The sequence below is a fragment of the Pseudomonas arsenicoxydans genome, from assembly GCF_900103875.1.
In the GTDB taxonomy this organism is placed as follows: domain Bacteria; phylum Pseudomonadota; class Gammaproteobacteria; order Pseudomonadales; family Pseudomonadaceae; genus Aquipseudomonas; species Aquipseudomonas arsenicoxydans.
In genome coordinates this window covers 1,699,633-1,723,866 of sequence record NZ_LT629705.1, presented here as the reverse complement: position 1 = coordinate 1,723,866, position 24,234 = coordinate 1,699,633, and the positions used below count along the sequence as shown (strand labels likewise).

Below are 24,234 nucleotides of genomic sequence, written 5' to 3'. Positions count from 1 at the left end.
GGGGTGACAGCTCGCGAAACAATCGAAGGGTTCGCGACAGATGGCAAAACGCCGGAAGTTTTTGGTACTGTCGTTTCGTTTACTACAACAATAAAATAAACGGACTTGCTCATGATCAAACAGACGTTGTTTGTACCTCTCGCAGGATGCCTGCTCGCGATGGCCTGCGCCCAGGCGAACGCCTCACCCAATCCGTACACCAATTTCATCGTCTTCGGCGACAGCCTCAATGACGCCGGCACGTTTGCCGATACCGGCGGGCCTGCCGGGGCGACGGAGCGCTTTACCAACCGTACGGGGCCGGTTTATCTGGATGGCAGCGGCGAAGTCCGCTCGCTCAACGCCACGCAGGTCCTTGGGGGGAAACTGGGGTTCTCGCCGGACCAGACGGCGTCATCGTCCTCGGCGGTGCGCGCCGGCGAAGGCCTGCCCGATGGCAACAACTGGGCCGTCGGCGGTTATCGCACCGACCAGATTCTCGACTCGATCACCAGCACTTCCGCCACCGGCGAACGCACCCGTGCGGGTTATCTGCCGTCGAACAACTTCCGCGCCGACCCGAATGCGCTGTATTACCTCTCGGGAGGCGGCAATGACTTCCTGCAGGGCCGCGTAACCAGCCTGCCCCAGGCCAGCGCCGCCGCCGATCGCCTGGCCAGCAGCGTGCAGACCCTGCAACAGGCCGGGGCGCGCTACATCATGGTCTGGTTGCTGCCGGACATTGGTTTTACCCCGGCTTTCAACGGCACACCCTTGCAAGCCTTCACGTCCCAGCTCAGCTCCCAGTTCAATACTGAACTGGTCAGCCAACTGCAGGGCATTAACGCCAACATCATCCCGCTGAACATTCCGGTACTGCTCAAAGAGACGTTTGCCAACCCTGGCCAGTTCGGCCTGGCCACCGACCAGAACCTGAGCGCCACCTGCTTCAGCGGCAACAGTTGCACCGAAAACGCCCGCTACGGCATCAACAGTGCCACTCCGGATCCGACCAAACTGATCTACAACGACTCGGTGCACCCGACCGAAGCCGGGCAACGCCTGATTGCCGATTACGCTTACTCGCTGCTGTCCGCACCTTGGGAAGCATCCCTTTTGCCACAAATGGCCCAAGGGACTTTGCGTTCTCATCAGGATGAGTTGCGCAACCAGTGGCTGGCCGATTGGGAAAACTGGCAAGGCGTGGGTCAATGGCGGGCGATTGTCGCCGCCGGCGGCCAACACCAGGATTTCGACAGCCAGCGCAGTGGTGCGAGTGCTGACGGCAATGGCGCCAATTTGAACATCGGTGGCAGCTATCGGCTCAATGACGCATGGCGCGTTGGCTTGGCGGCGGGCTTCTATAACCAAAAGCTCGAAGCGGGCGATAACGATTCGGATTACAAACTCAACACCTACATGGGCACCGCTTTCGCTCAATACCAACAGAATCGCATTTGGGGTGACGCGGCGCTGACGGCAGGGCATCTGGACTACGACAGTCTCAAACGCAAATTCCAGTTGGGGGTCAACGAACGCGGGGAGAAAGGCGACACCGACGGTTACCTGGTCGCCATCAGCGGCCGCCTGGGCTATGACATCGCGCCAGAAGCGAGCAGCCCATGGCACTTGTCGCCATTCGTGAGCGCGGACTTCGCGAAAGTTGAAGTGAACGGTTACTCGGAAAACGGCGCCGACTCCACCGCGCTGACATATGACGACCAGTCACGCATTTCCCGTCGTCTTGGCCTCGGGATCCAGGGCAAATACCAGATCACCACGCAAACCCAAGTGTTTGGCGAACTGGCCCACGAGCGCGAGTACAACGACGACACCCAGAACGTAACCATGAACCTCAACAGCCTGCCAAACAACCACTACACCCTGGCCGGCTACACCCCGCAGTCCAACCTGAACCGCTTGAACCTGGGCGTGAGCCATAACCTCACCAAGGACCTGGCATTGCGCGCCAGCTACGACATTCGCAAGGATGATGACTTCACCCAGCAAGGCATTAATGTCGGAGTTGCGTTGGACTTCTAGATCGCAGGCAACAAAAAAACGCGGCGCCCTCACAGGCGCCGCGTTTTTTATTGCTGATGAAGTCTGCGGCTCAAGCGTCCGGAGTCTGTTCGGCCAAGGCAACAGCGCGGAACATCGCGCGGCGCTTGTTCAAGGTTTCTTCCCACTCCAGCGCCGGCACCGAGTCGGCGACGATGCCGCCACCGGCCTGAACGTGCAGTTCGCCGTCCTTGATCACCGCGGTACGAATCGCAATCGCAGTGTCCATGTTGCCGTTCCACGCGAAATAACCAACCGCACCGCCGTAGACGCCGCGCTTGACCGGTTCCAGTTCGTCGATGATTTCCATCGCGCGAATCTTCGGTGCGCCCGACAAAGTGCCCGCCGGCAGAATGGCCCGCAGTGCGTCCATCGCCGTCAGCCCGGCCTTCAATTGCCCGGTGACATTGGACACGATGTGCATCACGTTGGAATAACGCTCGATGACCATCTTTTCGGTAAGTTTCACCGACCCGATTTCCGACACCCGACCGGTATCGTTACGACCCAGGTCGATCAGCATCAAGTGCTCGGCGATTTCCTTGTCGTCCGACAGCAGGTCTTTTTCCAGCGCCAGGTCGGCCTCTTCGTTGGCCCCGCGTGGGCGGGTGCCGGCAATCGGGCGTACGGTAATCAAGTTGTCTTCGACCCGCACCAGCACTTCCGGCGAACTGCCGACGACATGGAAGTCGCCGAAGTTGAAGAAGTACATATACGGGGTCGGGTTGAAGCAACGCAGCGCCCGGTACAGATCAATCGGCGCAGCCTTGAAGTCGATCGACATGCGCTGGGACGGGACGACCTGCATGCAGTCACCGGCCAGGATGTATTCCTTGATGGTGTCGACGGCTTTTTCGTAATCGTCCTGGGTGAAGCTGGAGCGAAACACCGGATCAGCCGATTGTTGCTTGCTGAAATCCAGGCCACGGCGCGGCGTGATAGGTTGACGGAGTTTTTCCAGCAGCGCTTCCAGACGCGCCTGACCTTGCTCGAAAGCCTCGGCCTGCGACGGGTCGGCCAGAACGATGGCGTGCATCTTGCCGGCGAGGTTGTCGAACACCACCACCGCGTCGGACACCATCAGCAGAATGTCCGGCACGCCCAGTGGATCGGGGTTCGGGCATTTGCCAAGACGCTTCTCCACATAACGCACGCAGTCATAACCGAAGTAACCCACCAACCCGCCGTTGAAGCGTGGCAGGCCCGGAATGGTCGGCACGTTATAGCGGGCCTTGAATGTTTCGACGAATGCCAGTGGGTCTTCGACATCATGGCTTTCGATCTCGACGCCATCGTGGGTCACGCTCACGTGATGATCGTGAACCCGCAACACGGAGCGGCATGGCAGGCCGATGATCGAATAACGGCCCCACTTCTCCCCGCCCTGTACCGATTCCAGCAAGTAAGAGTTGGGCTCGTCGGCCAGTTTCAGGTAGATCGACAGTGGCGTGTCGAAGTCGGCCAGGGTTTCGCAGGCCATCGGGATACGGTTATAGCCGGCAGCGGCCAAACGCAGGAATTCTTCGCGGATCATGGGGTAGCCTCGTGGCTTGAGGTGCTAACAGTCAGGTATGCAAACGCGCCGGCGAGCCGGCCAGAATCGAGTCAGGCGCGCCAACGCCAGCGGGCCAGGGCCTTCATGACTTTCATCCAGAGTTTGCGAGTGACCACCACGATGGCGTTTCCAGAAGGGGATTGAGCAACGTCGGGCAACGTTATCTCAGCGGCTGGATCCAGGCAACCGGGAATTAGTTTGCGCAGATCGTCGATCACCAGCGCTGGCGATTCTTCGGCAATCGGCCGGCCATGGTTGTAGCCATAACTGAGGGCCACGCACTTGACCCCCGCTGCTTTCGCCGCCTGCACGTCGCTGCGCGAGTCGCCGACAAACAATGATTGCGAGGCCGGGATGTTGGCCATTTTCATCACAAAGAACAGCGCAGCCGGGTCGGGTTTCTTCTGCGGCAAGGTATCGCCGCCGATGATCCATTTGAAGTAGCGGCCGATTTTCATCTGATCCAGCAGCGGCGCGACGAAACGCTCCGGCTTGTTGGTGATCAGCGCCATTTCCACGCCCTGCTTGTTCAGCCACTTCAGGGTGTCGCGCACGCCGGGGTACACCACGGTCAGATCATGGCTCTGGCTGTAGGCTTCCATGAAAATCTCCAGCGCGCCCTCGGCCTCACCGTCATCGACGGTCGAATGGTCGATTCCACCGGCCAGCGCACGGCGAACCAGCACCGGCGCGCCGTTGCCGACCCACTCACGCACCGATTCGATGCCGGCCGGCTCACGCCCCAGTTTGAGCAACATGTTATCCACAGCCGCCGCGAGGTCGGGGACCGAATCGATCAGCGTGCCATCCAGATCGAACATCACCAGTCGCGGCAGACGCCCCGGGAACAGCTGCTCAAAGCCACTCATGGACGAGCCAACGCCAGTTCGGAACGCATCTTTTCAATCACCTCTTGGTAATTCGGTGCATTGAAGATCGCCGAGCCGGCGACGAAGGTGTCCGCGCCCGCCGCTGCGATTTCACGAATGTTGTTCACGTTGACGCCGCCGTCGATTTCCAGGCGAATATCACGGCCGGACGCATCGATCAGCGCGCGTGCTTCACGCAGCTTGTCGAGGGTGCCGGGAATGAACTTCTGCCCGCCGAAGCCCGGGTTGACGCTCATCAGCAAGATCATGTCGACCTTGTCCATCACGTACTTGAGCACGTCCAGCGGCGTCGCCGGGTTGAATACCAGGCCCGACTTGCAACCGCCTTCGCGGATCAACTGCAGGGAACGGTCGACGTGCTGCGTGGCTTCCGGGTGAAAGGTGATGTAGGTCGCGCCGGCTTCGATGAAGTCGCCGACGATGCGGTCCACAGGGCTGACCATCAAGTGTGCATCGATGGGCGCGGTCACGCCGTACTTGCGCAGCGCAGCGCAAACCATCGGGCCGATGGTCAGGTTCGGCACGTAGTGGTTGTCCATGACATCGAAGTGCACGAAGTCGGCGCCAGCGGCCAGGACGTTGTCCACTTCTTCACCCAGGCGGGCGAAGTCGGCGGAGAGGATCGATGGAGCAATGACGAAGGGCTGCATGACGCACCTTTTTTGAACAGAATCACGATGGCGCGCATTGTATACCTCATGCTTTGGCCCGCGCACCGTGACCGCGATGATTGGGCCAGGCCCTAGTAGGCCGCGCGGTAGATCTTCTCGATATCAATCGCGCTTAATTTGCGTGGATTGTTGCGCATCAAGCGCTCAATCCCCGCGGCTTCCACGGCCATCGCCGGGATTGCATCCTCGGGAACGCCGAAGCTGCGAAGGCCCGGCGGGATTTCCACTGCGGCGCACAGTTCGGTCATCGCCTCCACGGCTTTGTCGGCCGCGTCAGTGGCGCTCAGATGAGCGGTCTTCACACCCATGGCCTCGGCAATATCCTGCATGCGCTCGACGCAGGCCATCTTGTTCCAGGTCATGACGTACGGCAGGAGCAAGGCATTGCTCACGCCGTGGGCGATGTTGAACCGCCCGCCCAGCGGATACGCCAACGCATGCACCGCGCCAACACCGGCATTGCCGAACGCCATGCCGGCCATCAGGCTGGCGGTGGCCATGTCTTCGCGGGCTTGCAGGTTGGACGGGTTGGCGTACGCCTTGGGCAGCGCCTTGGCGATCAGCTTGATGGCGCCGATGGCCAGCGCGTCGGTAATCGGCGAAGCGTTGAGTGACAGGTACGATTCGATGGCATGCACCAGCGCATCGACGCCACTGGCGGCGGTGACACTGCGCGGGCAAGTCAGGGTCATTTGCGGACTGACCAGCGCGACATCCGGTAATAGATAGTCGCTGACGATGCCTTTTTTCAGCTGCGCGACCTTGTCGGAGAGGATGGCAACGTTGGTCACTTCCGATCCGGTACCGGCCGTGGTCGGGATGGCGATCAGCGGTGGGCCTTTGCGCGGCACCTGATCGACGCCGAACAAATCCTCCAGCGCGCCGTGGTAACCGGCGTAGGCCGCGACACTTTTGGCAATGTCGATAGCGCTGCCGCCGCCCAGGCCAATCAGCCCGTCGTGCCCGCCTTCGCGGTAAACCCGCATGCAGTCTTCGACGATGGCGATTTCCGGGTCCGGCAACACACGATCGAAGATTTCGTAGGTTCGATCGCCCAGTTGCGCCAGCGCCAGCTCGACCGTACCGGATTTGACCAGGGCGGCGTCGGTGACGATCAGCGGGTTGTCGATGTCCAGGCGGTTGAGTTCAGCGGCCAGTTGCTCGATGGCGCCAGCGCCGGTGATCAGTTTGTGAGCGATTTTGAAAGAGGAAAGACTCATGCGCGCAGCCTCTTATGAATAGGGGAGCTGGGCACAAGAGTAGCTGGGGATTGGGGTTTGTCTGTTATTCAGGTCATGAATGAGCAACGACCTGTAGGAGCTGTCGAGTGAAACGAGGCTGCGATCTTTTGATTTTGTTTTTTAAAAATCAAAGTCAAAAGATCGCAGCCTCGTTTCACTCGACAGCTCCTACAGGGACTGGGTCAGACCTGGGCGGTGCGCAGTTTCTCGCTGCGGCCACGCAGCCATTCCAGGGTCAGCAGCAAGATCACCGAGAAAGCGATCAACAGCGTTGCAGCGGCGGCGATAGTCGGGCTGAGGTTTTCACGGATGCCGCTGAACATCTGCCGAGGCAAGGTCGCTTGTTCGGGACCTGCGAGGAACAGCGTCACCACCACTTCATCGAACGACGTTGCGAAGGCAAACAGCGCACCCGAGATCACACCCGGCGCAATCAGCGGCAACGTCACCCGGCGGAACGCCGTCAGGGGCGAAGCACCGAGGCTGGCAGCGGCGCGCACCAGGTTCTGGTTAAAGCCCTGCAACGTGGCCGACACGGTGATGATCACGAACGGCACACCCAGCACCGCATGCACCACGATCAGCGAGAAGAAGCTGTTACCCAACCCCAGCGGGGCAAAAAACAGATAACTCGCCACACCGATGATCACCACCGGCACCACCATCGGCGAAATCACCAGCGCCATGACCAGCGCCTTGCCGGGGAAGTCGCCGCGGGTCAGGCCGATCGCCGCCAGCGTACCGAAGACCATCGCCAGCACTGTCGCGGCCGGGGCAACGATGATGCTGTTCTTCAGCGAACGCATCCATTCAGCCGAAGCGAAGAAGTCCTGATACCAGTGCAGCGAAAAACCTTGCAGCGGGTACACCAGGAAGCTGCCGGAGTTGAACGACAGCGGAATGATCACCAACACCGGCAGAATCAGGAACAGCAGAACCAGGCCGCAGAGAATCCGCAAGCTGTAGAACCACACCCGTTCAATGGGCGACATATAAGGACTCAGCATTTCATTCTCCCCTTAGCTCAGGCGCAGGCGACTGGCGCCCACCAGCCAGCTGTAAATCAGATAAAGCACCACAGTCGCCAACAGCAGCAGCCCACCGAGTGCGGTCGCCATGCCCCAGTTGATACTGGTGTTGGTGTAGAAAGCGACGAAGTAACTGACCATCTGATCGTTCGGGCTGCCCAGCAACGCTGGGGTGATGTAGTAACCAATCGCGAGGATGAACACCAACAGGCAACCGGCGCCGACACCGGCATAGGTCTGCGGGAAGTAAACCCGCCAGAAGCTCGCGAACGGGTGGCAACCGAGGGAAATCGCGGCGCGCATGTAGGTCGGCGAGATGCCTTTCATCACGCTGTAGATCGGCAGAATCATGAACGGCAGCAGGATGTGCACCATGGAGATGTAGACCCCGGTGCGGTTGAACACCAACTCCAGCGGCTTATCGATGATGCCCATCGCCATCAGGCCGCTGTTGATCAAGCCTCCCGATTGCAGTAACACGATCCACGCGGCCACCCGCACCAGGATCGAGGTCCAGAACGGCAGCAGCACCAGAATCATCAGCAGGTTGCTTTGACGCGATGGCAAGTTCGCCAGCAGGTAGGCCAGCGGATAGGCCAGTAACAGGCAGATCACGGTGATGACCAGGCCCATCCAGAAGGTGCGGGCGAAGATATCGAGGTAGATCGCTTGGTCCGGCGTGGCCGGGGCGAGTTCGCCGAGGTCGTCGATGCGGTGATCGACCGCCGCCAGCAAGTAGTACGGCGTGATGCTGCTGGTGTTGCGACGCACCGCTTGCCAATAGGCCGGGTCACCCCAGCGCTCGTCGAGACCTTCGAGCGCTTCTTTATAAGAGGCCGGCTCAGTGGCGAACGGCAAGGCACGTGCGGTTTTGGTCAGCAGGCTGCGGTAGCCGGCCAACTCCATGTTCAAGCGTTTGGACAGATCGCCCAGGGTCTGATTCTTGCGGGCTTCGGCGAGGTCTTCGCTGGCCGCTTTGTAAACCGGTTCAGCGGGCAGGCCACGGCCGTCCCAGCTGGCGATGGCCGCCACGGTGCGCGGCATGCCGCCGACCACTTCCGGGTTACCAACGCTTTTGTAGAGCAGCGCCACGATGGGCACCAGGAACACCAGCAACAGAAACAGCACCAAGGGCGCAATCAAGGCCTGTGCCTTCCAGCGGTTGATCCGCTCGGCGTGCTTGAGCCGCTGCTTCAAGGTGGGGTCAGTGCCCGCGTTCAGGGGAATGGCGGTGGCCATGGCGTACTCCGGAAATCTTTGATCGTTACAGAGGCGGCAAACGCCGCCTCGAACTTTTGGTACTGATCGTTCCCACGCTCTGCGTGGGGACGCATCCAGTGACGCTCTGCGTCACAGGGACGCGGAGCGTCCCGGGCGGCATTCCCACGCACAGCGTGGGAACGATCATCCGGTGAACCGTCGTCCTGTGTGACGTGCTTACTTGGCAGCCCAGGAATTGAAGCGCTGCTCCAGTTGCTCGCCGTTATCAGCCCAGAAGCTGACGTCGATCTGCACCTGGTTGGCGATGTTTTCCGGGGTGGTTGGCATGTCTTTCAGGACATCCTTGGCCAGCAACGGTACGGCTTGGGTGTTGGCCGGGCCGTAGGCGATGTTTTCCGAGTAGGTCTTCTGCTGCTGCGGCATCACCGAGAAGGCGATGAATTTCTTCGCCGCTTCAGCGCGTGCCTTGTCCAGACCTTTCGGGATTGCCCATGCGTCGAAGTCGTAGATGCCGCCATTCCACACGACTTTCAGGTTGCTTTCTTTCTGCACGGCAGCGATCCGGCCGTTGTAGGCCGAGCTCATGACCACGTCACCGGAAGCGAGGTATTGCGGCGGCTGTGCGCCGGCTTCCCACCACTGGATGTTTGGCTTGAGTTCATCGAGCTTCTTGAACGCGCGGTCCTGGCCGTCTTTGCCAGCCAGCACTTTGTAGACGTCTTTGGGCGCAACGCCGTCGGCCATCAAAGCGAATTCCAGGGTGTATTTGGCGCCTTTGCGCAGGCCACGTTTACCCGGGAATTTCTTGGTATCCCAGAAATCCACCCAGCTGGTCGGTGCCGATGCCAGTTTGTCGGCGTTGTAGGCCAACACGGTCGACCACACGAAGAAACCCACGCCGCACGGCTGAATAGCGCCTTTGACGTAGTCTTCGGATTTGCCGAACAACTTCGGATCCAGCTGCTCGAACATGTCTTCATCGCAACCACGGGACAGTTCTGGCGATTCAACTTCTACCAGGTCCCAGGACACGCTCTTGGTGTCGACCATGGCTTTGACCTTGGCCATCTCACCGTTGTACTCGCCCGCCACGATCTTGCCGTTGCCTGCCGCTTCCCACGGTGCGTAGAACGCTTTGGCCTGCGCGGCCTTGTTCGCCCCGCCAAAGGACACCACGGTCAGGTCCGGGCCCGCCGCCATCGCGTGTGCCGCACCGATCATGCCCATGACCAAAGCGGTTAATTTCAGGGATCTCAACATTTATTGTTCTCTCCACGTGCAGGTTGGTGTTGGTGTAGCCGGGGCGATTAATGCGCCTCTAGAAGTGGGTCGAGCGCGCGAACGTGTTCGACCTGCCAGCCAAGCGGTACCACGTCGCCGACGGCGAGCGCGGGATCGAGCTCGGCAATCGGTTGTTTCACAAAGAAGTCGGTCTTGCCGCAGACTTCCAGACGAACCCGGACGTGGTCGCCCAGATAGATGAATTCCGCCACCCGCCCGGAGAAGCGGTTGACGCAGGACTCGCTCGAACCGTTGAGGCTCACGCGTTCCGGGCGGATCGACAGCGTGACCGGCTCGCCGGTCTTGCCGACATTGACCGCCAGCGCTTCAACTTTTTCACCGCGACCGAGTTCAACGATGCAACGGTCGCCCGTCTGGCTGTGCAAGCGCCCGTTGAGACGGTTGTTCTCGCCGATGAAGTTGGCGACGAAGGTGTTCTTTGGCTCTTCATAGAGGGTGCGCGGCGGAGCGATCTGCTGGATTTCGCCCTGATGGAACACCGCCACACGGTCGGACATGGTCAAGGCTTCGCCCTGGTCGTGGGTCACGTAGACCACGGTCACGCCGAGGCGCTGGTGCAGGTGCTTGATCTCCATCTGCATGTGTTCGCGCAGTTGTTTATCGAGTGCGCCGAGCGGTTCGTCCATCAGCACCAGTTGCGGTTCGAACACCAACGCACGGGCCAAGGCCACACGCTGTTGCTGACCGCCGGACAGTTGGGCCGGATAACGCTGGGCGAAGGTGTCGAGCTGGACCATGCTCAGGACACGCTTGACCCGGTCACTGACGTCGCTCTTGTTCAAGCCGCGCACGGTCAGCGGGAATGCCAGGTTCTCGGCGACCGTCATGTGCGGGAACAAGGCGTAGTTCTGGAACACCATGCCGATATCGCGCTTGTGCGGCGGCACATTGTTGATGGCGCGTCCGGCCAGCAGGATTTCGCCGGCGGTCGGTGTTTCAAAACCGGCGAGCATCATCAGGCTGGTGGTCTTGCCGGAACCGGACGGCCCGAGCAAGGTGAGGAATTCGCCTTTGCGAATATCCAGGTTGAGGTCTTTGACGATCAGGTTCTCGCCGTCGTAGCTCTTCTGCACTCCACGAAAGCTGACCAGAATGTCATTGGCCCCTGTACTTGAATCGACCTGGCTCATACCCACACCTTTGTTATTGATGACTGCTGTGGACTAAGCCTAGTGGACGCCGGGGAGCACGCAAATCGGGGCGCAGGAGAGAATCGCCTCAGCCATATGGAAGGTTGGGGGTAGGGATTGCCCTACAAGGATGGCGCGTTTTGGCAAACGCGCGGCAGGCGGTCAGCTGCAAGCCGCAAGGACAGGCAAGATCGGAGTCGCGGGGTGTCGCAAATGGATATGCCCGTCCAAAAGCCTGTAGGAGCTGTCGAGTGAAACGAGGCTGCGATCTTTTGATGTTGATCTTTAGAAAGCAAAAGATCGCAGCCTCATTTCACTCGACAGCTCCTACCTGGGGCGCGTGCAAATCTAGAGGAGTTTGTGTTCCATCGCGTATTTCACCAGTTCCGCCAAGGAAGTGATGTTGAGCTTCTGCATCAGACGCGCCTTGTGGGTGCTGATGGTCTTGCTGCTCAAGGCCAGTTGCTGGGCGATGTCGTTGACGTTGGCGCCCTGGGCCAGGCGCTCGAACACCGAAAACTCGCGCTCCGACAATAAGGAGTGCAACGGACGCGAATCGGTCAGGCCGACTTCGAAGACCATACGGTCAGCCAGGTCCGGGTCGATGTAGCGCCCGCCCGCCGCGACTTTGCGGATCGCGGTCAGCAGCAATGCCGGATCGCTGTCCTTGGTCGCATAACCCGCAGCGCCGACCTTCAGTGCCCGGGCGGCCATTTGCGCTTCATCGTGCATCGACAGCACCAGGATCGCCGGGGGATTGTTCAGCGCGCGAATCCGTGGAATCGCCTCCAGGCCATTGACCCCGGGCATCGAGATGTCCAGCAACACCACCTCGCAGGGCACATGACGCAAGGTTTCGAGCAGTTGTTCACCATTGCTCGCCTCCCCCACCACCAGCAAATCCTTGGCCAGGCCAATCAGCTGCTTGATGCCCTCACGGACGATGGTGTGGTCTTCGGCTACCAGTACACGGATCACGTTCTTCTCCAGGTTCAAGACCTATCGCGCCAGCTCAATCAACACAAAACCATCAGGTGTTATCCACCGGAACACGCACGCTCAACGTCGTGCCCTCCCCCGGTTCACTCTCAAGCGACAACTGCCCGCCCATGATCAACACCCGTTCGCGCATGCCCACTACGCCAAAGGACGTTGGCCGGCCTGTAGCCGGAACAAATCCTACGCCATCATCGCTGACGGTCAGGCACAACTCGTCGCCTTCAAGGGTCAGTGTCAGCTCAACAGTATGCGCCTGGGCATGGCGCATGACATTGGTCAGCGCTTCCTGAAGGATCCGGAACAGGCCAATCGCCTTGGCATCACTGAGCACCGGCAGATTTTCCGGCACCTGCACCAGGCACGGAATCTGTGTGCGCGCCTCGAATCGCCGGGCCTGCCACTCAATGGCCGAGGCGATGCCGGCATCGAGAATCGGTGGCCGTAGCGCCGTCGCCACATCACGCACCAACTGGAACAGCTGAGCGATCAAGCGTTTCATGCTGTTCAATCGTTCATGCAGGCCTGGGTCGAGCTGGGCGTAGGCCAGTTCGCACATGGACGTTTCCAGTTTGAGCACCGTCAACATCTGACCCAATTCGTCATGAACTTCCCTTGCGATGCGGGCCTTTTCCTCTTCCCGCACGCTCTCCAGGTGAGCCGACAACTCCCGCAGTTGCTCGCGGGAGCTGGCCAGTTCCAGTTCGATGCGCTTGCTCTCGCTGATGTCCCAGACAATCCCGTCCCAGACATAGGCGCCATCCTCAAACCGGCGGGTAATGGCCTTGATCTCGGCCCAACGCTGTTCGCCCGAGCGCGTGAGAATTCGTCCCTGCCATGACCAGTCACTGTCGGTGTCCAGTGCATGATCCTGGGTCTGGTGATAGCTGGCCTTGTCGTCCGGATGTACCAGGCTGCGCAGGCCTTTGTCGCGATGCGCCAGGGTGGCCGGCGAATAGCCGACCAGGCTCTCGCTGCCTTCACTGATGTAGGCAAAGTCGATCTGCCCTGTCACCGGAGCCCGCTCAAGGCGAAAGACCAGTCCCGGAACGTTGGCGGCAATTCCCTGCAACCGCGCCTCACTTTCCTGCAAGGCGGCCAGGGCGCGACGTCGTTCAGTGACGTCATTGAGGTAGACCACCAGGTATTCGCCGTCGCGAAAGCGCAGGAAACTCAACGAAACATCGGTCGGCAGGATGCTGCCATCGGCCCGAACGCAGTTGGTTTCGAAGCTCTGCGGCCCTTCTTCGCTGGCCCGCGCACGCTTCCACAGGTTCAGCCAACGGTCCATATGCAAACCGGGTTCGAAGTCGATCAGCGGCCGATCAATGATCCCGCCCGCCGGGTAACCGAGCATGGTTTCGGCGGCACGGTTGGCGTAGCGCACGTGGCTGTCCCAGTTGACCCAGAGGATGCCGACGGTGCTCTGATCGATGGAAAATTGCGTCAGGCGCAACGCCTCTTCGCTGGCTTCACGCAGGGCAATGTCTTCACGCGCCGCCAACAGGCGCTGCTCCAGGCTGTGCTGCTGGCGACGCTGCCAGATCACAATGGCCATGCTCGTCAGCATCAACACCGCCATCAGCAGGCAGAGGTTTTGCCAGAATCCCGGTGTTTCGGTCAGACGCGGGTACTTGGGTTGCAGCCATTGATTATGCAGTTGCTCCAGGTCTTTGGCCGGAATCGCCCGCAGCGCGCTTTCGACGATGCCGGCCAACTCCGGCAAGTCCCGGCGCGTGGCTACGCGCAGCAATTGCGGCAAACCGATGTCCCCCACCACGACCAGCCCGGCGAACTCGGGCTCAACGGACAAACGCCCCAACTGCGCCTCATCGACGATCGCGTAACCGGCCTGCTGACTCAGTAACAACTGCAACGCCTGGCGCTCGATCGGTACGCCTTGCAGGTTCAGATGCGGATAGTTGCTGCGCAGATAATCTGCCGTGAGGCTTGGCATGCGCACGGCAACGCGGATTTGGCTGTCGAGTTTCTCCAACTCCACCACGCCGGCGCTTTTCTGGTCACTGACCACCAGTTGCGGTACGCGCATGTAGGGATCGGTGAATTGCCAGAGCCTCAGGCTGGCCGGGGTTTGGGTCAGGCCTGGGGCGATGTCGATTTCACCCTCGCGCGCGGCGGCCTCCAATTGTTCAAGGTCGGGAAAATTGCGCCAGCTCAGTTCGACCTTGAGGGCCTTGGCCAGCCATTTCATCAACTCGACGTTAACCCCGGACAATCGCTGCAAACGGCGATCGTATTGCGCATAAGGCGCCTGCAACACCAGCCCGACGCGTAATTCGCCATGCTCTGCCAGCCACTGTTGTTGCCGGGCCGACAAGGGCGCGACGTGCGCCGCTGGCGCGGAGGCAGCCCAACTGATCAAGGGAAACCACAAACAGCCGATAACCCACAGGCAGCGAAAACGCATCATTGAAGTCCCACACACTGACAAATACTGACCAACCCTTTAGGCTGCCGGAATAACTTCTGGCCTGGAATATCCGATGCCCCCTGTCTACCGCCTGGCACTGCCAGCATTGTGCCTGTCGCTGATCCTGCCTTGTGCCTTTTCCGTCGAAGCGGCCGATCCGACGCCTGCTGCGGCGGAAAAACCCGCAGGAGAAAAACCGCTCGAACGCCAGCCGCTGCTTGAGCGTAGTCAGGAAGAAGCAACAGCACTCGAACGAAAAATCCCTGCTCAGGAACAGCAACAACTGCAAGCCGGTGCCGACACTTTCCTCGCGCTGTGGAAACCGGCCAATACCGCCGAGCCCAAAGGTGCGGTGATTATCATCCCGGGCGCTGGCGAAACCGTTGACTGGCCGCAAGTAATCGCTCCATTGCGGCGCAAATTACCTGACGCCCAGTGGAGCAGCCTGAGTATCACCCTGCCGGACCTGCAAAGCGATGCCATTGCGCCACGCGTCGTGGAAATGCCGCCAACGCTCAAGGCGCCGCAAACCGGCAGCAAGGACTCGACCACGGCGGCCCCCATCGAGCAAGCTGCCGGCGGCGAAGCGGAGGTGGCTGACAAGGCCATTGCCGAAACCACCGAGGAGCAAGCCAAGGCTGACGCAGAACGCATCTTCGCCCGTATCGATGCCGCCATTGCCTATGCCGAGCAACAAAGTGCCCGGCGCATTGTGGTGTTGGGTCATGGCACCGGCGCTTACTGGGCCGCGCGATATCTGAGCGAGAAGCAACCAGCGCAAGTGGAAAAATTCGTGATGGTCGCGGTGCAGACGCCAGTGGCGGCGAAACCCGAGTTGGTTGAATTGACGCCGACGCTGAAGCTGCCGACGGCAGACATTTTCTATATGGACAAACCACTGGACCGCAACGCGGCGCTGGAGCGGATGCAGGCCAGCAAGCGTTTGAAGACTTCGGCGTTCAGCCAGGTATCGCTCAAGGCATTGCCCGGCAATGCCGCGGCGGAGCAAGAGCAATTGGTGCGTCGAGTGCGCGGCTGGTTGAATCCGCAGAAACCGGCGAACTGATAGACCCTACCACGCCATTCGCGGGCAAGCCCGCTCCCACGGGATCTGAGTCGCACGCAATATTTGCTATCGACAAAGAACCTGTGGGAGCGGGCTTGCCCGCGATGGCGGTATCACTGGCGACACATTTCTACCCTGCTACCGAAAATCCCGCCGCTGACGAATCAACGTGTAGGCGCTATGCAGTTCACGTGTCTTGTCCGTCGCTTCACGCACCTGCAACGCCGTGGCGCCGCTGCCGGCAATCTTGTCCGGGTGATGGCGACTGAGCAGGCGACGATAGGCACGTTTGATTTGCGCCGGCTCGCTGGTCGCCGACACACCCAATAGCCGCAACGCATCCTGATAAGTCAGGGTGCCGCTGACTTGCGGTCGTTTGTGCTGTTCATAGTCGGCCGCCAGTGCTTGCACCTGATGGGTTGTCCAGCCTAGCCATTTGCCCCACTGCGCAATCAGCTCGCGCTCGCGGCTACCGGCACGACCATCGGCCCAGACCATCCGCCAACAGGCGCGCAATACACCTTCTGCCGCATGGGGCTGCGCACTCAAGCGGCGCAGATACCCGCGTAACCGGTCATTGCCCGACTTGCCACGATTGAACGCAGCAATGGCACGTCGCTGCGCCGATTCGGTCATATCCAGCGAACGCATTTCCTGACGAGCCTGCTGGATGTGGCCGTCCACCACACGCCCATCGCTCTTGGCCAAACGCCCCAGCAACACGAATAACAGCTCATCGTTGCGCAGCATCGGACGACCGCCGAGCTTTTCACGCAAATGCCCCCAGCTCTGCAAGTGCAAGCGCCGATCCAGCGCCTGCCCCAACAAAGCGCCGAGCATGGCCCCCGGAATACTGGCTATGGCCAAGCCCGCTCCGGCTCCAATCAGAGTCCCTGGCCACAGCATCTCAGCGTCTCGCTTCTATCAAGGCTTCAACTTCAGCCAGACGCTCGTGCGTGCCGACATCCACCCAATGCCCTCGCAGGTGTTCGCCCGTGACCTGCCCATCGGCCATGGCCTTGCGCAGCAGCGGTGCGAGTTTGAAGGCGCCGCCCGAGCAACCGTCGAACAGCTGCGGATGCAGTACGGCAATGCCGCTGTAGGTCAGGGTCGCGGCGCCCGGTTGAGCGTCGTGCACTTGCCCGTCAACCAGTGTGAAGTCGCCGGCTGGATGATGGGGGGGGTTATCCGCCAACACCAGGTGGGCCAGCCCGGCAATGGGTTGATGCAACACGCTGAAGTCGTAGTCGGTCCAGATGTCACCGTTGACCACCAAAAAGGCCTCGTCACCCAATAATGGCAACGCGCGGAAAATCCCGCCGCCGGTTTCCAGCGGCTCACCTTCTCGGGAGTACTGAATACGCATGCCGTATTGCGAACCGTCACCCAGGTAGCTTTCGAGTTGTTGTCCAAGCCAGGCGTGATTGATCACGACCTCGGTGAACCCGGCGATCGCCAGGGCTTTCAAGTGATACTCGATCAGGGGCACACCGCCGGCACGAACCAGCGGCTTTGGCGTGGACAGGGTCAACGGGCGCATGCGCTCGCCTTTGCCTGCCGCCAGAATCATCGCCTTCATGCCGGGACTCCAGCGCGCAGGCTCAGCAACAACACATCCAGCTCAGCCAGCTCAGGGCGGCGGGCAATCACCGCATCTATATAGGCAAAGAAGCGTGGCACATCAGCCAGGTAGCGGGGTTTGCCATCGCGATGGCAGATGCGCGCGAAAATGCCGATCACTTTCAGGTGCCGCTGCACGCCCATCAGGTCGCTGGCCCGCAGGAAGTCTTCGAAGTCGGGCTGCACGGGAATACCGAGCTCGCCCGCTTGCTGCCAGTAGTTTTCCAGCCAGCCGCGGACACGTTCTTCAGGCCAGCTCAGAAAGGCATCCTTGAACAGGCAGGTCACGTCGTAGGTCACCGGGCCATAGACCGCATCCTGGAAATCCAGCACGCCAGGGTTCGGCTCGCTGAGCATCAGGTTGCGCGGCATGTAGTCGCGGTGCACCAGCACTTTTGGCTGAGCCAGGGCGCTGTCGATCAACAAATCGGTGACGTTCTGCCAGAGCATTTGTTGCGCCGCGTCGAACTCGATGCCCAGCTCGCGTTTCACGTACCACTCGGGAAACAACTCCAGCTCGCGACGCAACAGTGCCACGTCATAACTCGGCAGCGGCGCAACCATCGGCAACTGCTGAAAAGCCAGCAACGCATCCAGGGCGTCCTTGAATAAATCGTCGGCGTTTTCGCTGTCGATCACGTCCAAATACGTCTTGTTGCCCAGGTCATTGAGCAAAAGAAAACCGCGTTCGAGGTCTTCGGCATAAATTTTCGGCACATTTATTCCGGATTTCGCCAGCAAAAAAGCGATATCCACGAAGGGTTTGCAGTTTTCCTGGGGCGGTGGCGCGTCCATCACGACGAAACTTCTGCCTGCGCCTTCCCAGCGGAAATAGCGCCGAAAACTCGCATCACTACTGGCCGCAGTCAACGTGGCCGGGGGTACGGCGCCCCAATCCTGTTCTGCAAAAAGGACTGCCAACTGCTCATCGAGCCAAACTTTCAGGTGTTGCAAACGTACATCTTGGTCAGGCATTGCAAGGGTCTCCGACGGCGCTAGCCGTCAAGCGGGTCATGCTTTATTATCCAGCATCTTTTTCAGACCATCGAGAGGCGTGCGGCCCACACCGCGGGCAGATGGCACGCAGGAAGCCCGGACTAATAAGATGGCATTGAAATCCCCCGCGTTTCGTAAAAAATTTCCGTTGTTGGTTACCGGCAGTCTGCTGGCCCTGCAACCCCTAGCCACTTCATTCGTGGTCGCCGCGGAACAGTATGACTGCTCAGTCTCTGCTTCGGGTGCCTGGGCCTGTGCGCCAAAATCGCCAGCGGCGGCCTTGCCTCCGCGCCCCGTCCATGAGGGCAGCGCAGTTTCCGCCACGGGCGAAGCCTCGACCGAAGGCGGCACCAGTGAAGACACTGGCGCCAAGCCTGCATTGGTTACCGAGGCCAAAGGCCGCGGCCTGAAGTCGCGTAGTGCAGACTACAGTCACCTCGACTGGGTTCCGCGCGAGAACCTCACGGCTGCGCAATTAGCTGAGGCAGGTCCTTACTGCTCTGGTTCCTATATCGAACCGATTCGTCCTGGCATGAATGACAAGACGAATAAAAGTGACGCACCGACCTTTATCGGCGCCAAGGCTTCGCGCTATAACACCGAAGATCAGGTCGGCACACTCGCCGGTGACGTCGTCATGCGCCAAGGCAGCATGCAGGTCGAAGCCGACGAAGCGAACCTCTACCAGGCCGAGAGCCGTGGCGAACTGAGCGGCAACGTCCGCATTCGCGACAACGGCGCCCTGCTTGTCGGCGACCATGCCGACGTGCAGCTCGACACCGGTGAAGCCAAGGTCGATAACGCCGAATACGTGATGCATAAATCGCGTATCCGCGGTAACGCGCTGTACGCCAAACGGGCCGAAAACGCGATCATCCGCCTCAAGGACGGTACGTACACCACGTGCGAACCGAATAGCAACTCCTGGCAGCTCAAGGGCAACAACATCACCTTGAACCCGGCGACCGGTTTCGGTACCGCAACCAACGTGACATTGCGGGTCAAGGACATTCCAGTCCTGTACACGCCTTACATCTATTTCCCGATCGACGACCGTCGCCAGTCCGGCTTCCTGCCGCCGACCATCGGCACGGGCAGCGATACCGGCTTCATGCTGGTCACACCGTATTACTTCAACCTGGCACCGAACTACGACGCCACGTTGTACCCGCGCTACATGAGCAAGCACGGCCTGTTGATGGAAGGCGAGTTCCGCTATCTGACCAAGTCGAGCGAAGGTCAGTTTGGTGGTGCGTACCTCAATGACGAAGACACCGATCGTAGCAAGCAGACCGACTACCAGAAAAACCGCTACATGTATAACTGGCAGCACAAGGGCGGCCTGGATTCGCGGGTGCTCACGCAGGTCGATTACACCAAGATCAGCGATCCGTACTACTTCCAGGATCTGCAGACTGACCAGATTGGCGTGAAAAGCGCTGACTACGTAAACCAGCAGGGCTCGGTCACCTATCGTGGAGATAGTTACACCGCCCGCATCAACGCCCAGGCTTACCAGCTGGCGACCGTTTCCAACATCACGCCGTACGATCGCCTGCCGCAGATCACCTTCAACGGTGCGTTGCAGGAGCATCCGGGCGGACTGAATTTCGCTTACGAAACCGAAGTGGTGCGGTTTGATCGTGACCTGAAAAACGGCACCTTTACCGATGAAGACGGCAATGTAAGTCCACGTCTGGATACTAACGTTCAAGGCTTGGCACGTGCTAACGGTGATCGTCTGAACGTCGCCCCGGTTGTCAGCTATCCAATGAATGCCAGCTATGGTTTCCTGAAGCCGTCCCTGAAGTACCAGTACACGCAGTACCAACTGGACCTGGACAGCATCGGCAAATCCCAGATTGCTGCACAGACCGCAGAACAAGACCAACTCAACGGTACCTTCGGCACCAACCAAAGCCGTGGCGTACCCATCGCCAGCATCGACAGCGGCCTGTACTTCGATCGCAACACTCAATGGTTCGGTAAAAACTATCGCCAGACCCTCGAGCCGCGCCTGTACTACCTCTATGTACCGGAGAAGGATCAGGAAAACATTCCTGTTTTCGACACCGGCGAATACACGTTCAACTACGCGTCGCTGTTCCGTGACAACCGATTCTCGGGCTCCGACCGTGTAGGCGACGAGAACAAGCTGTCCCTGGGCATCACCAACCGCTGGATCGAAGACAACGGTTTCGAGCGTCAACGGATCAGCGTAGGCCAGGCCATGTACTTCAAGGACCGCGAAGTCCAGCTGCCGGGTATCGACCCAAAAACCCGCGAAGACGCGCATTCCAATGTGTCGCCGTATGCACTGGAATACGAATACCGCTGGAACCGCGATTGGCGCACCACCGCCGATTACAACTGGGACCCGGACAGCCGCAGCCCTCGCTCGGGCAGCGCGATGTTCCACTACCAGCCTGAAGACAACCCGAACAAGATCATCAACGCCGGCTATCGCTATCGTAACGACCAGGTTCGTTATGACCAGAACACCGGTAAGTGGTCCGTGGGTGGCGGTGACTACGGCACCCCTGGCCAGCCTGGCTATGTGAAGGACTACTACAAGATTGAACAGCACGACTTCTCGGTGATGTGGCCGATCGTGCCGCAATGGAACGCCATCAGCCGCTGGCAGTATGACTACAACCGCAACCGTACCCTGGAAGCCTTTGGTGGTTTCGAGTACGACAACTGCTGCTGGAAACTGCGCCTGATCAACCGTTACTGGGTTTCGTATGACGAGTTCAGTCAACAAGCCCCGCAAAACGAAAAAGGCGACCACGGCGTCTTCCTACAAATCGTTCTGAAAGGTCTCGGCGGCCTCACCGGCGCTAAAGTAGAGAGCTTCCTCGACAAAGGCATCCAAGGTTATCGTGAACGTGAAGAGCAAGCTTTCTGATTGTCTGCGCCCGCTATTGCTGGGCGCGATGTTCCTGGGTACTGCGGCCAACGCCGCAGTGCAGTCCATCGATAAAGTGGTGGCCATTGTCGATAACGACGTGGTCATGCAGAGCCAACTGGACCAGCGTGTCCACGAAGTTCAGGCAACCATTGCCAAGCGTGGCTCCGCCGCGCCGCCAGCCAGCGTGCTGGAGCAGCAGGTGCTTGAGCGCCTGATCGTCGAAAACCTGCAGTTGCAGATCGGCGAACGTTCCGGCATCCGCATTACCGATGAAGAGCTGAACCAGGCCGTCGGCACCATTGCCCAGCGCAATAACATGTCGATTGATCAGTTTCGCGCAGCCCTGACTCACGACGGTCTGTCTTACGACGACGCCCGTGAACAGATTCGCCGCGAAATGATCATCAGCCGTGTGCGCCAGCGTCGTGTAGCCGAACGTATCCAGGTGTCCGAGCAGGAAGTGAAGAACTTCCTCGCCTCCGACCTCGGCAAGATGCAGCTGTCCGAAGAGTTTCGTCTGGCGAACATCCTGATTCCTACACCGGAAAGCGCCAACTCCGATGCGATTCAGAATGCGGCCAAACAAGCGGACGCGGTCTACCAGCAGCTCAAGCAAGGCGCTGACTTCGGTCAGTTGGCCATTGCCAAATCCGGCAGCGAAACCGCACTGGAAGGCGGCGACATGGGCTGGCGTAAAGCGGCTCAGTTGCCACCGCCATTCGATCGCATGCTGAGCACCATGGCAGTCGGTGATATCACCCAACCCATGCGCACACCGGGCGGCTTCATCATCCTGAAGATCCTCGACAAGCGTGGCGGTGCAACCCAGACACGCGATGAAGTGCACGTGCGTCATATCCTGGTCAAACCGAGTCCGATCCGCGACGAAGCAAAAACCAAGGCACTGGTCCAATCGCTCTACGCCCGTATCGAAGCCGGCGAAGACTTCGGCGAATTGGCAAAAAGCTTCTCGGAAGATCCGGGTTCAGCCCTCAATGGCGGCGACCTGAACTGGGTCGACCCGAACGCGCTGGTACCCGAGTTCCGCGAAGTAATGGCCAAGACCCCGCAAGGTCAGCTGTCCAAGCCGTTCCAGACCCAATACGGCTGGCACGTTCTGGAAGTCCTTGGCCGTCGCGCCACCGACAGCACCGCCCAGGCTCGCGAGCAACAGGCAATGACCGTACTGCGTAACCGCAAATACGACGAAGAGCTGCAAACCTGGCTGCGTCAGATCCGTGACGAAGCGTACGTAGAAATCAAACTCCCTGGTGCAGACCAGGCAGCGCAGTGAAACCCAAGCGTTTCGCGCTGACACCCGGCGAACCGGCCGGCATAGGTCCCGACCTGTGCCTGCTGCTCGCCGCGCAAGCCCAGCCGCACCCCCTGATTGCCATAACCAGCCGCGACCTGCTCCTTGAGCGGGCCGCGCAGCTGGGCGTGGTTGTCGACTTGCTCCCGGTCACGCCGGACAGCTGGCCAGACGCTCCGGCGCCCGCCAATAGCCTGTATGTCTGGGATACCCCGCTCAGTGCACCGGTCACCGCCGGGCAACTGGACAAGGCCAATGCCGCATTCGTCCTGGAAACCCTGACCCGTGCGGGCCAAGGCTGCCTCGATGGGCATTTCGCAGGGATGATTACCGCCCCCGTGCACAAGGGTGTGATCAATGAATCCGGGATAGCCTTTTCCGGGCACACCGAGTTTCTTGCTGACCTGACCCATACTGCACAAGTGGTGATGATGCTCGCCACGCGCGGCTTGCGTGTTGCGCTGGTCACCACTCACCTGCCCCTTCGCGAGATTGCCGATGCGATCACGCCGGAGCGCCTGGAACGGGTCACGCGGATCCTGCACAGCGACCTGCAAGAAAAATTCGGCATCGCCCAGCCACGCATCCTGGTCTGCGGACTCAACCCGCATGCCGGTGAAGGCGGACACCTGGGCCACGAAGAAATCGATATCATCGAACCTACATTAGAGCGCCTGCGCGGTGAGGGCATGGACCTTCGCGGCCCCCTGCCCGCCGACACTCTGTTTACCCCCAAATATCTGGAGCACTGCGACGCGGTGCTGGCGATGTACCACGACCAGGGCCTGCCCGTACTGAAATACAAAGGTTTCGGCGCGGCAGTCAACGTGACCCTCGGCCTGCCGATCATCCGCACGTCAGTCGACCACGGCACCGCCCTGGACTTGGCCGGCAGCGGTAAAATCGATACCGGCAGCCTGCAAGTCGCCCTGGAAACCGCCTACCAGATGGCCGAGACCCGTTTATGACCGAGCATTACCAACACCGGGCGCGCAAGCGTTTCGGCCAGAACTTCCTGCACGATGCCGGCGTTATCGACCGTATCCTGCGATCCATCCACGCCAAACCGGAAGACCGCCTGCTGGAAATCGGCCCGGGCCAGGGTGCATTGACCCAAGGCCTGCTGGGGAGCGGCGCGCAACTGGACGTAGTCGAGCTGGACAAGGACCTGATCCCGATCCTGAACCAGCAGTTCGCCGGCAAGAGCAATTTCAACCTGCACCAAGGTGATGCACTGAAGTTCGACTTCAACAGCCTGAATGCGGCGCCGGGCAGCCTTCGGGTCGTCGGCAACCTGCCATACAACATCTCGACGCCACTGATTTTTCACCTGTTGCATAACGCCAGCCTGATTCGCGACATGCACTTCATGCTGCAAAAGGAAGTGGTCGAACGCATGGCGGCGGGACCTGGCGGCGGTGACTGGGGTCGCCTGTCGATCATGGTTCAGTACCACTGCCGGGTCGAACACCTGTTCAACGTCGGCCCCGGTGCGTTCAACCCGCCACCGAAAGTCGATTCGGCCATCGTGCGCCTTGTGCCTCACACCGTGCTGCCGCACCCGGCCAAGGATCACAAACTGCTGGAGCGTGTGGTGCGCGAAGCCTTCAACCAGCGCCGCAAGACCCTGCGCAACACCCTCAAGCTGCTGCTGAGCAACGACGAGATCACCGCCGCCGGTGTCGACGGCAGCCTGCGCCCGGAGCAGCTCGACCTCGCCGCCTTCGTGCGCCTGGCCGACAAGCTCAGCGAACAAGTCCTGCTGGCGCCTGCCGCCGACTGACAGGCGATGAACGTTATCGGGTGGGACGCCAGACGCGATGT

General features: G+C 60.2%; 19 protein-coding genes. 6 read left to right on the top strand and 13 right to left on the bottom strand.

What is annotated here, in order from left to right; all coding sequences use genetic code 11:
* Positions 1-111: 111 nt before the first annotated feature.
* Complete coding sequence (estP, locus tag BLQ41_RS07780; protein WP_090179155.1) at positions 112-2,022, top strand: esterase EstP; 1,911 nt, start codon at positions 112-114, stop codon at positions 2,020-2,022.
* Positions 2,023-2,092: 70 nt separating this feature from the next.
* Here estP and trpE read toward each other — a convergent pair whose 3' ends face one another.
* The 10 genes from trpE to BLQ41_RS07730 form a co-directional block, all read right to left on the bottom strand.
* Entirely contained in the window at positions 2,093-3,574 is a 1,482-nt protein-coding gene (gene trpE / locus BLQ41_RS07775) for an anthranilate synthase component I (protein ID WP_090179152.1), read from the bottom strand.
* Positions 3,575-3,645: 71 nt separating this feature from the next.
* Complete coding sequence (locus tag BLQ41_RS07770) at positions 3,646-4,464, bottom strand: phosphoglycolate phosphatase (RefSeq protein WP_090179149.1); 819 nt, start codon at positions 4,462-4,464, stop codon at positions 3,646-3,648.
* Positions 4,461-5,135 carry a ribulose-phosphate 3-epimerase gene (gene rpe / locus BLQ41_RS07765; RefSeq protein WP_008035979.1) on the bottom strand — a complete coding sequence of 225 codons (675 nt, stop codon included), beginning with the start codon at positions 5,133-5,135 and terminating at the stop codon, positions 4,461-4,463. Before rpe ends, BLQ41_RS07770 begins: the two co-directional genes overlap by 4 nt.
* A 92-nt stretch (positions 5,136-5,227) precedes the next feature.
* Entirely contained in the window at positions 5,228-6,376 is a 1,149-nt protein-coding gene (locus BLQ41_RS07760) for an iron-containing alcohol dehydrogenase (protein ID WP_090179147.1), read from the bottom strand.
* A 203-nt stretch (positions 6,377-6,579) separates the two neighbouring features.
* Entirely contained in the window at positions 6,580-7,404 is an 825-nt protein-coding gene (locus BLQ41_RS07755; protein ID WP_090179144.1) for an ABC transporter permease, read from the bottom strand.
* Between the two features lie 12 nt (positions 7,405-7,416).
* On the bottom strand, positions 7,417-8,664 hold the full coding sequence (locus BLQ41_RS07750) for an ABC transporter permease (protein WP_090179141.1): 1,248 nt from the start codon (positions 8,662-8,664) through the stop codon (positions 7,417-7,419).
* A gap of 198 nt (positions 8,665-8,862) precedes the next feature.
* Complete coding sequence (locus BLQ41_RS07745; protein WP_090179138.1) at positions 8,863-9,906, bottom strand: ABC transporter substrate-binding protein; 1,044 nt, start codon at positions 9,904-9,906, stop codon at positions 8,863-8,865.
* Between the two features lie 47 nt (positions 9,907-9,953).
* Positions 9,954-11,078, bottom strand: coding sequence for an ABC transporter ATP-binding protein (locus BLQ41_RS07740; protein ID WP_090179135.1), 1,125 nt, complete (start codon positions 11,076-11,078; stop codon positions 9,954-9,956).
* Positions 11,079-11,426: 348 nt separating this feature from the next.
* On the bottom strand, positions 11,427-12,056 hold the full coding sequence (locus BLQ41_RS07735; protein ID WP_003210977.1) for a response regulator: 630 nt from the start codon (positions 12,054-12,056) through the stop codon (positions 11,427-11,429).
* 52 nt (positions 12,057-12,108) lie between these two features.
* Complete coding sequence (locus BLQ41_RS07730; RefSeq protein WP_090179133.1) at positions 12,109-14,505, bottom strand: PAS domain-containing sensor histidine kinase; 2,397 nt, start codon at positions 14,503-14,505, stop codon at positions 12,109-12,111.
* Positions 14,506-14,578: 73 nt separating this feature from the next.
* Here BLQ41_RS07730 and BLQ41_RS07725 point away from each other — a divergent pair, with 73 nt between their 5' ends.
* Complete coding sequence (locus tag BLQ41_RS07725; RefSeq protein ID WP_090179130.1) at positions 14,579-15,571, top strand: alpha/beta hydrolase family protein; 993 nt, start codon at positions 14,579-14,581, stop codon at positions 15,569-15,571.
* A gap of 138 nt (positions 15,572-15,709) precedes the next feature.
* Here BLQ41_RS07725 and BLQ41_RS07720 read toward each other — a convergent pair whose 3' ends face one another.
* The 3 genes from BLQ41_RS07720 to BLQ41_RS07710 are packed head-to-tail and all read right to left on the bottom strand — an operon-like array spanning position 15,710 to position 18,166.
* The gene (locus tag BLQ41_RS07720) at positions 15,710-16,477 is read right to left on the bottom strand and encodes a TerB family tellurite resistance protein (RefSeq protein ID WP_090179128.1); all 768 of its coding nucleotides are present in this window, start codon (positions 16,475-16,477) and stop codon (positions 15,710-15,712) included.
* Between the two features lies 1 nt (position 16,478).
* A complete protein-coding gene (gene murU, locus BLQ41_RS07715) occupies positions 16,479-17,150 on the bottom strand; it encodes an N-acetylmuramate alpha-1-phosphate uridylyltransferase MurU (protein WP_090179125.1) in 672 nt (223 codons plus the stop codon).
* Positions 17,147-18,166, bottom strand: coding sequence for an aminoglycoside phosphotransferase family protein (locus BLQ41_RS07710; RefSeq protein ID WP_090179122.1), 1,020 nt, complete (start codon positions 18,164-18,166; stop codon positions 17,147-17,149). Before BLQ41_RS07710 ends, murU begins: the two co-directional genes overlap by 4 nt.
* 130 nt (positions 18,167-18,296) lie before the next feature.
* Between BLQ41_RS07710 and BLQ41_RS07705 the strand changes: the two genes are divergently transcribed.
* Genes BLQ41_RS07705 through rsmA form a run of 4 tightly spaced genes read left to right on the top strand, consistent with a single transcriptional unit; the run spans position 18,297 to position 24,193 of the window.
* Positions 18,297-21,095 (top strand): LPS-assembly protein LptD, encoded by a 2,799-nt coding sequence (locus BLQ41_RS07705; protein ID WP_090179119.1) that lies wholly within the window; start codon positions 18,297-18,299, stop codon positions 21,093-21,095.
* Positions 21,070-22,392 (top strand): peptidylprolyl isomerase SurA, encoded by a 1,323-nt coding sequence (surA, locus tag BLQ41_RS07700; protein WP_197678918.1) that lies wholly within the window; start codon positions 21,070-21,072, stop codon positions 22,390-22,392. The genes BLQ41_RS07705 and surA overlap by 26 nt, the downstream gene beginning before the upstream one ends.
* Positions 22,389-23,378 (top strand): 4-hydroxythreonine-4-phosphate dehydrogenase PdxA, encoded by a 990-nt coding sequence (pdxA, locus tag BLQ41_RS07695; RefSeq protein WP_090179111.1) that lies wholly within the window; start codon positions 22,389-22,391, stop codon positions 23,376-23,378. Before surA ends, pdxA begins: the two co-directional genes overlap by 4 nt.
* Entirely contained in the window at positions 23,375-24,193 is an 819-nt protein-coding gene (gene rsmA / locus BLQ41_RS07690) for a 16S rRNA (adenine(1518)-N(6)/adenine(1519)-N(6))-dimethyltransferase RsmA (protein ID WP_090179108.1), read from the top strand. The genes pdxA and rsmA overlap by 4 nt, the downstream gene beginning before the upstream one ends.
* The last annotated feature ends 41 nt before the right edge of the window (positions 24,194-24,234 follow it).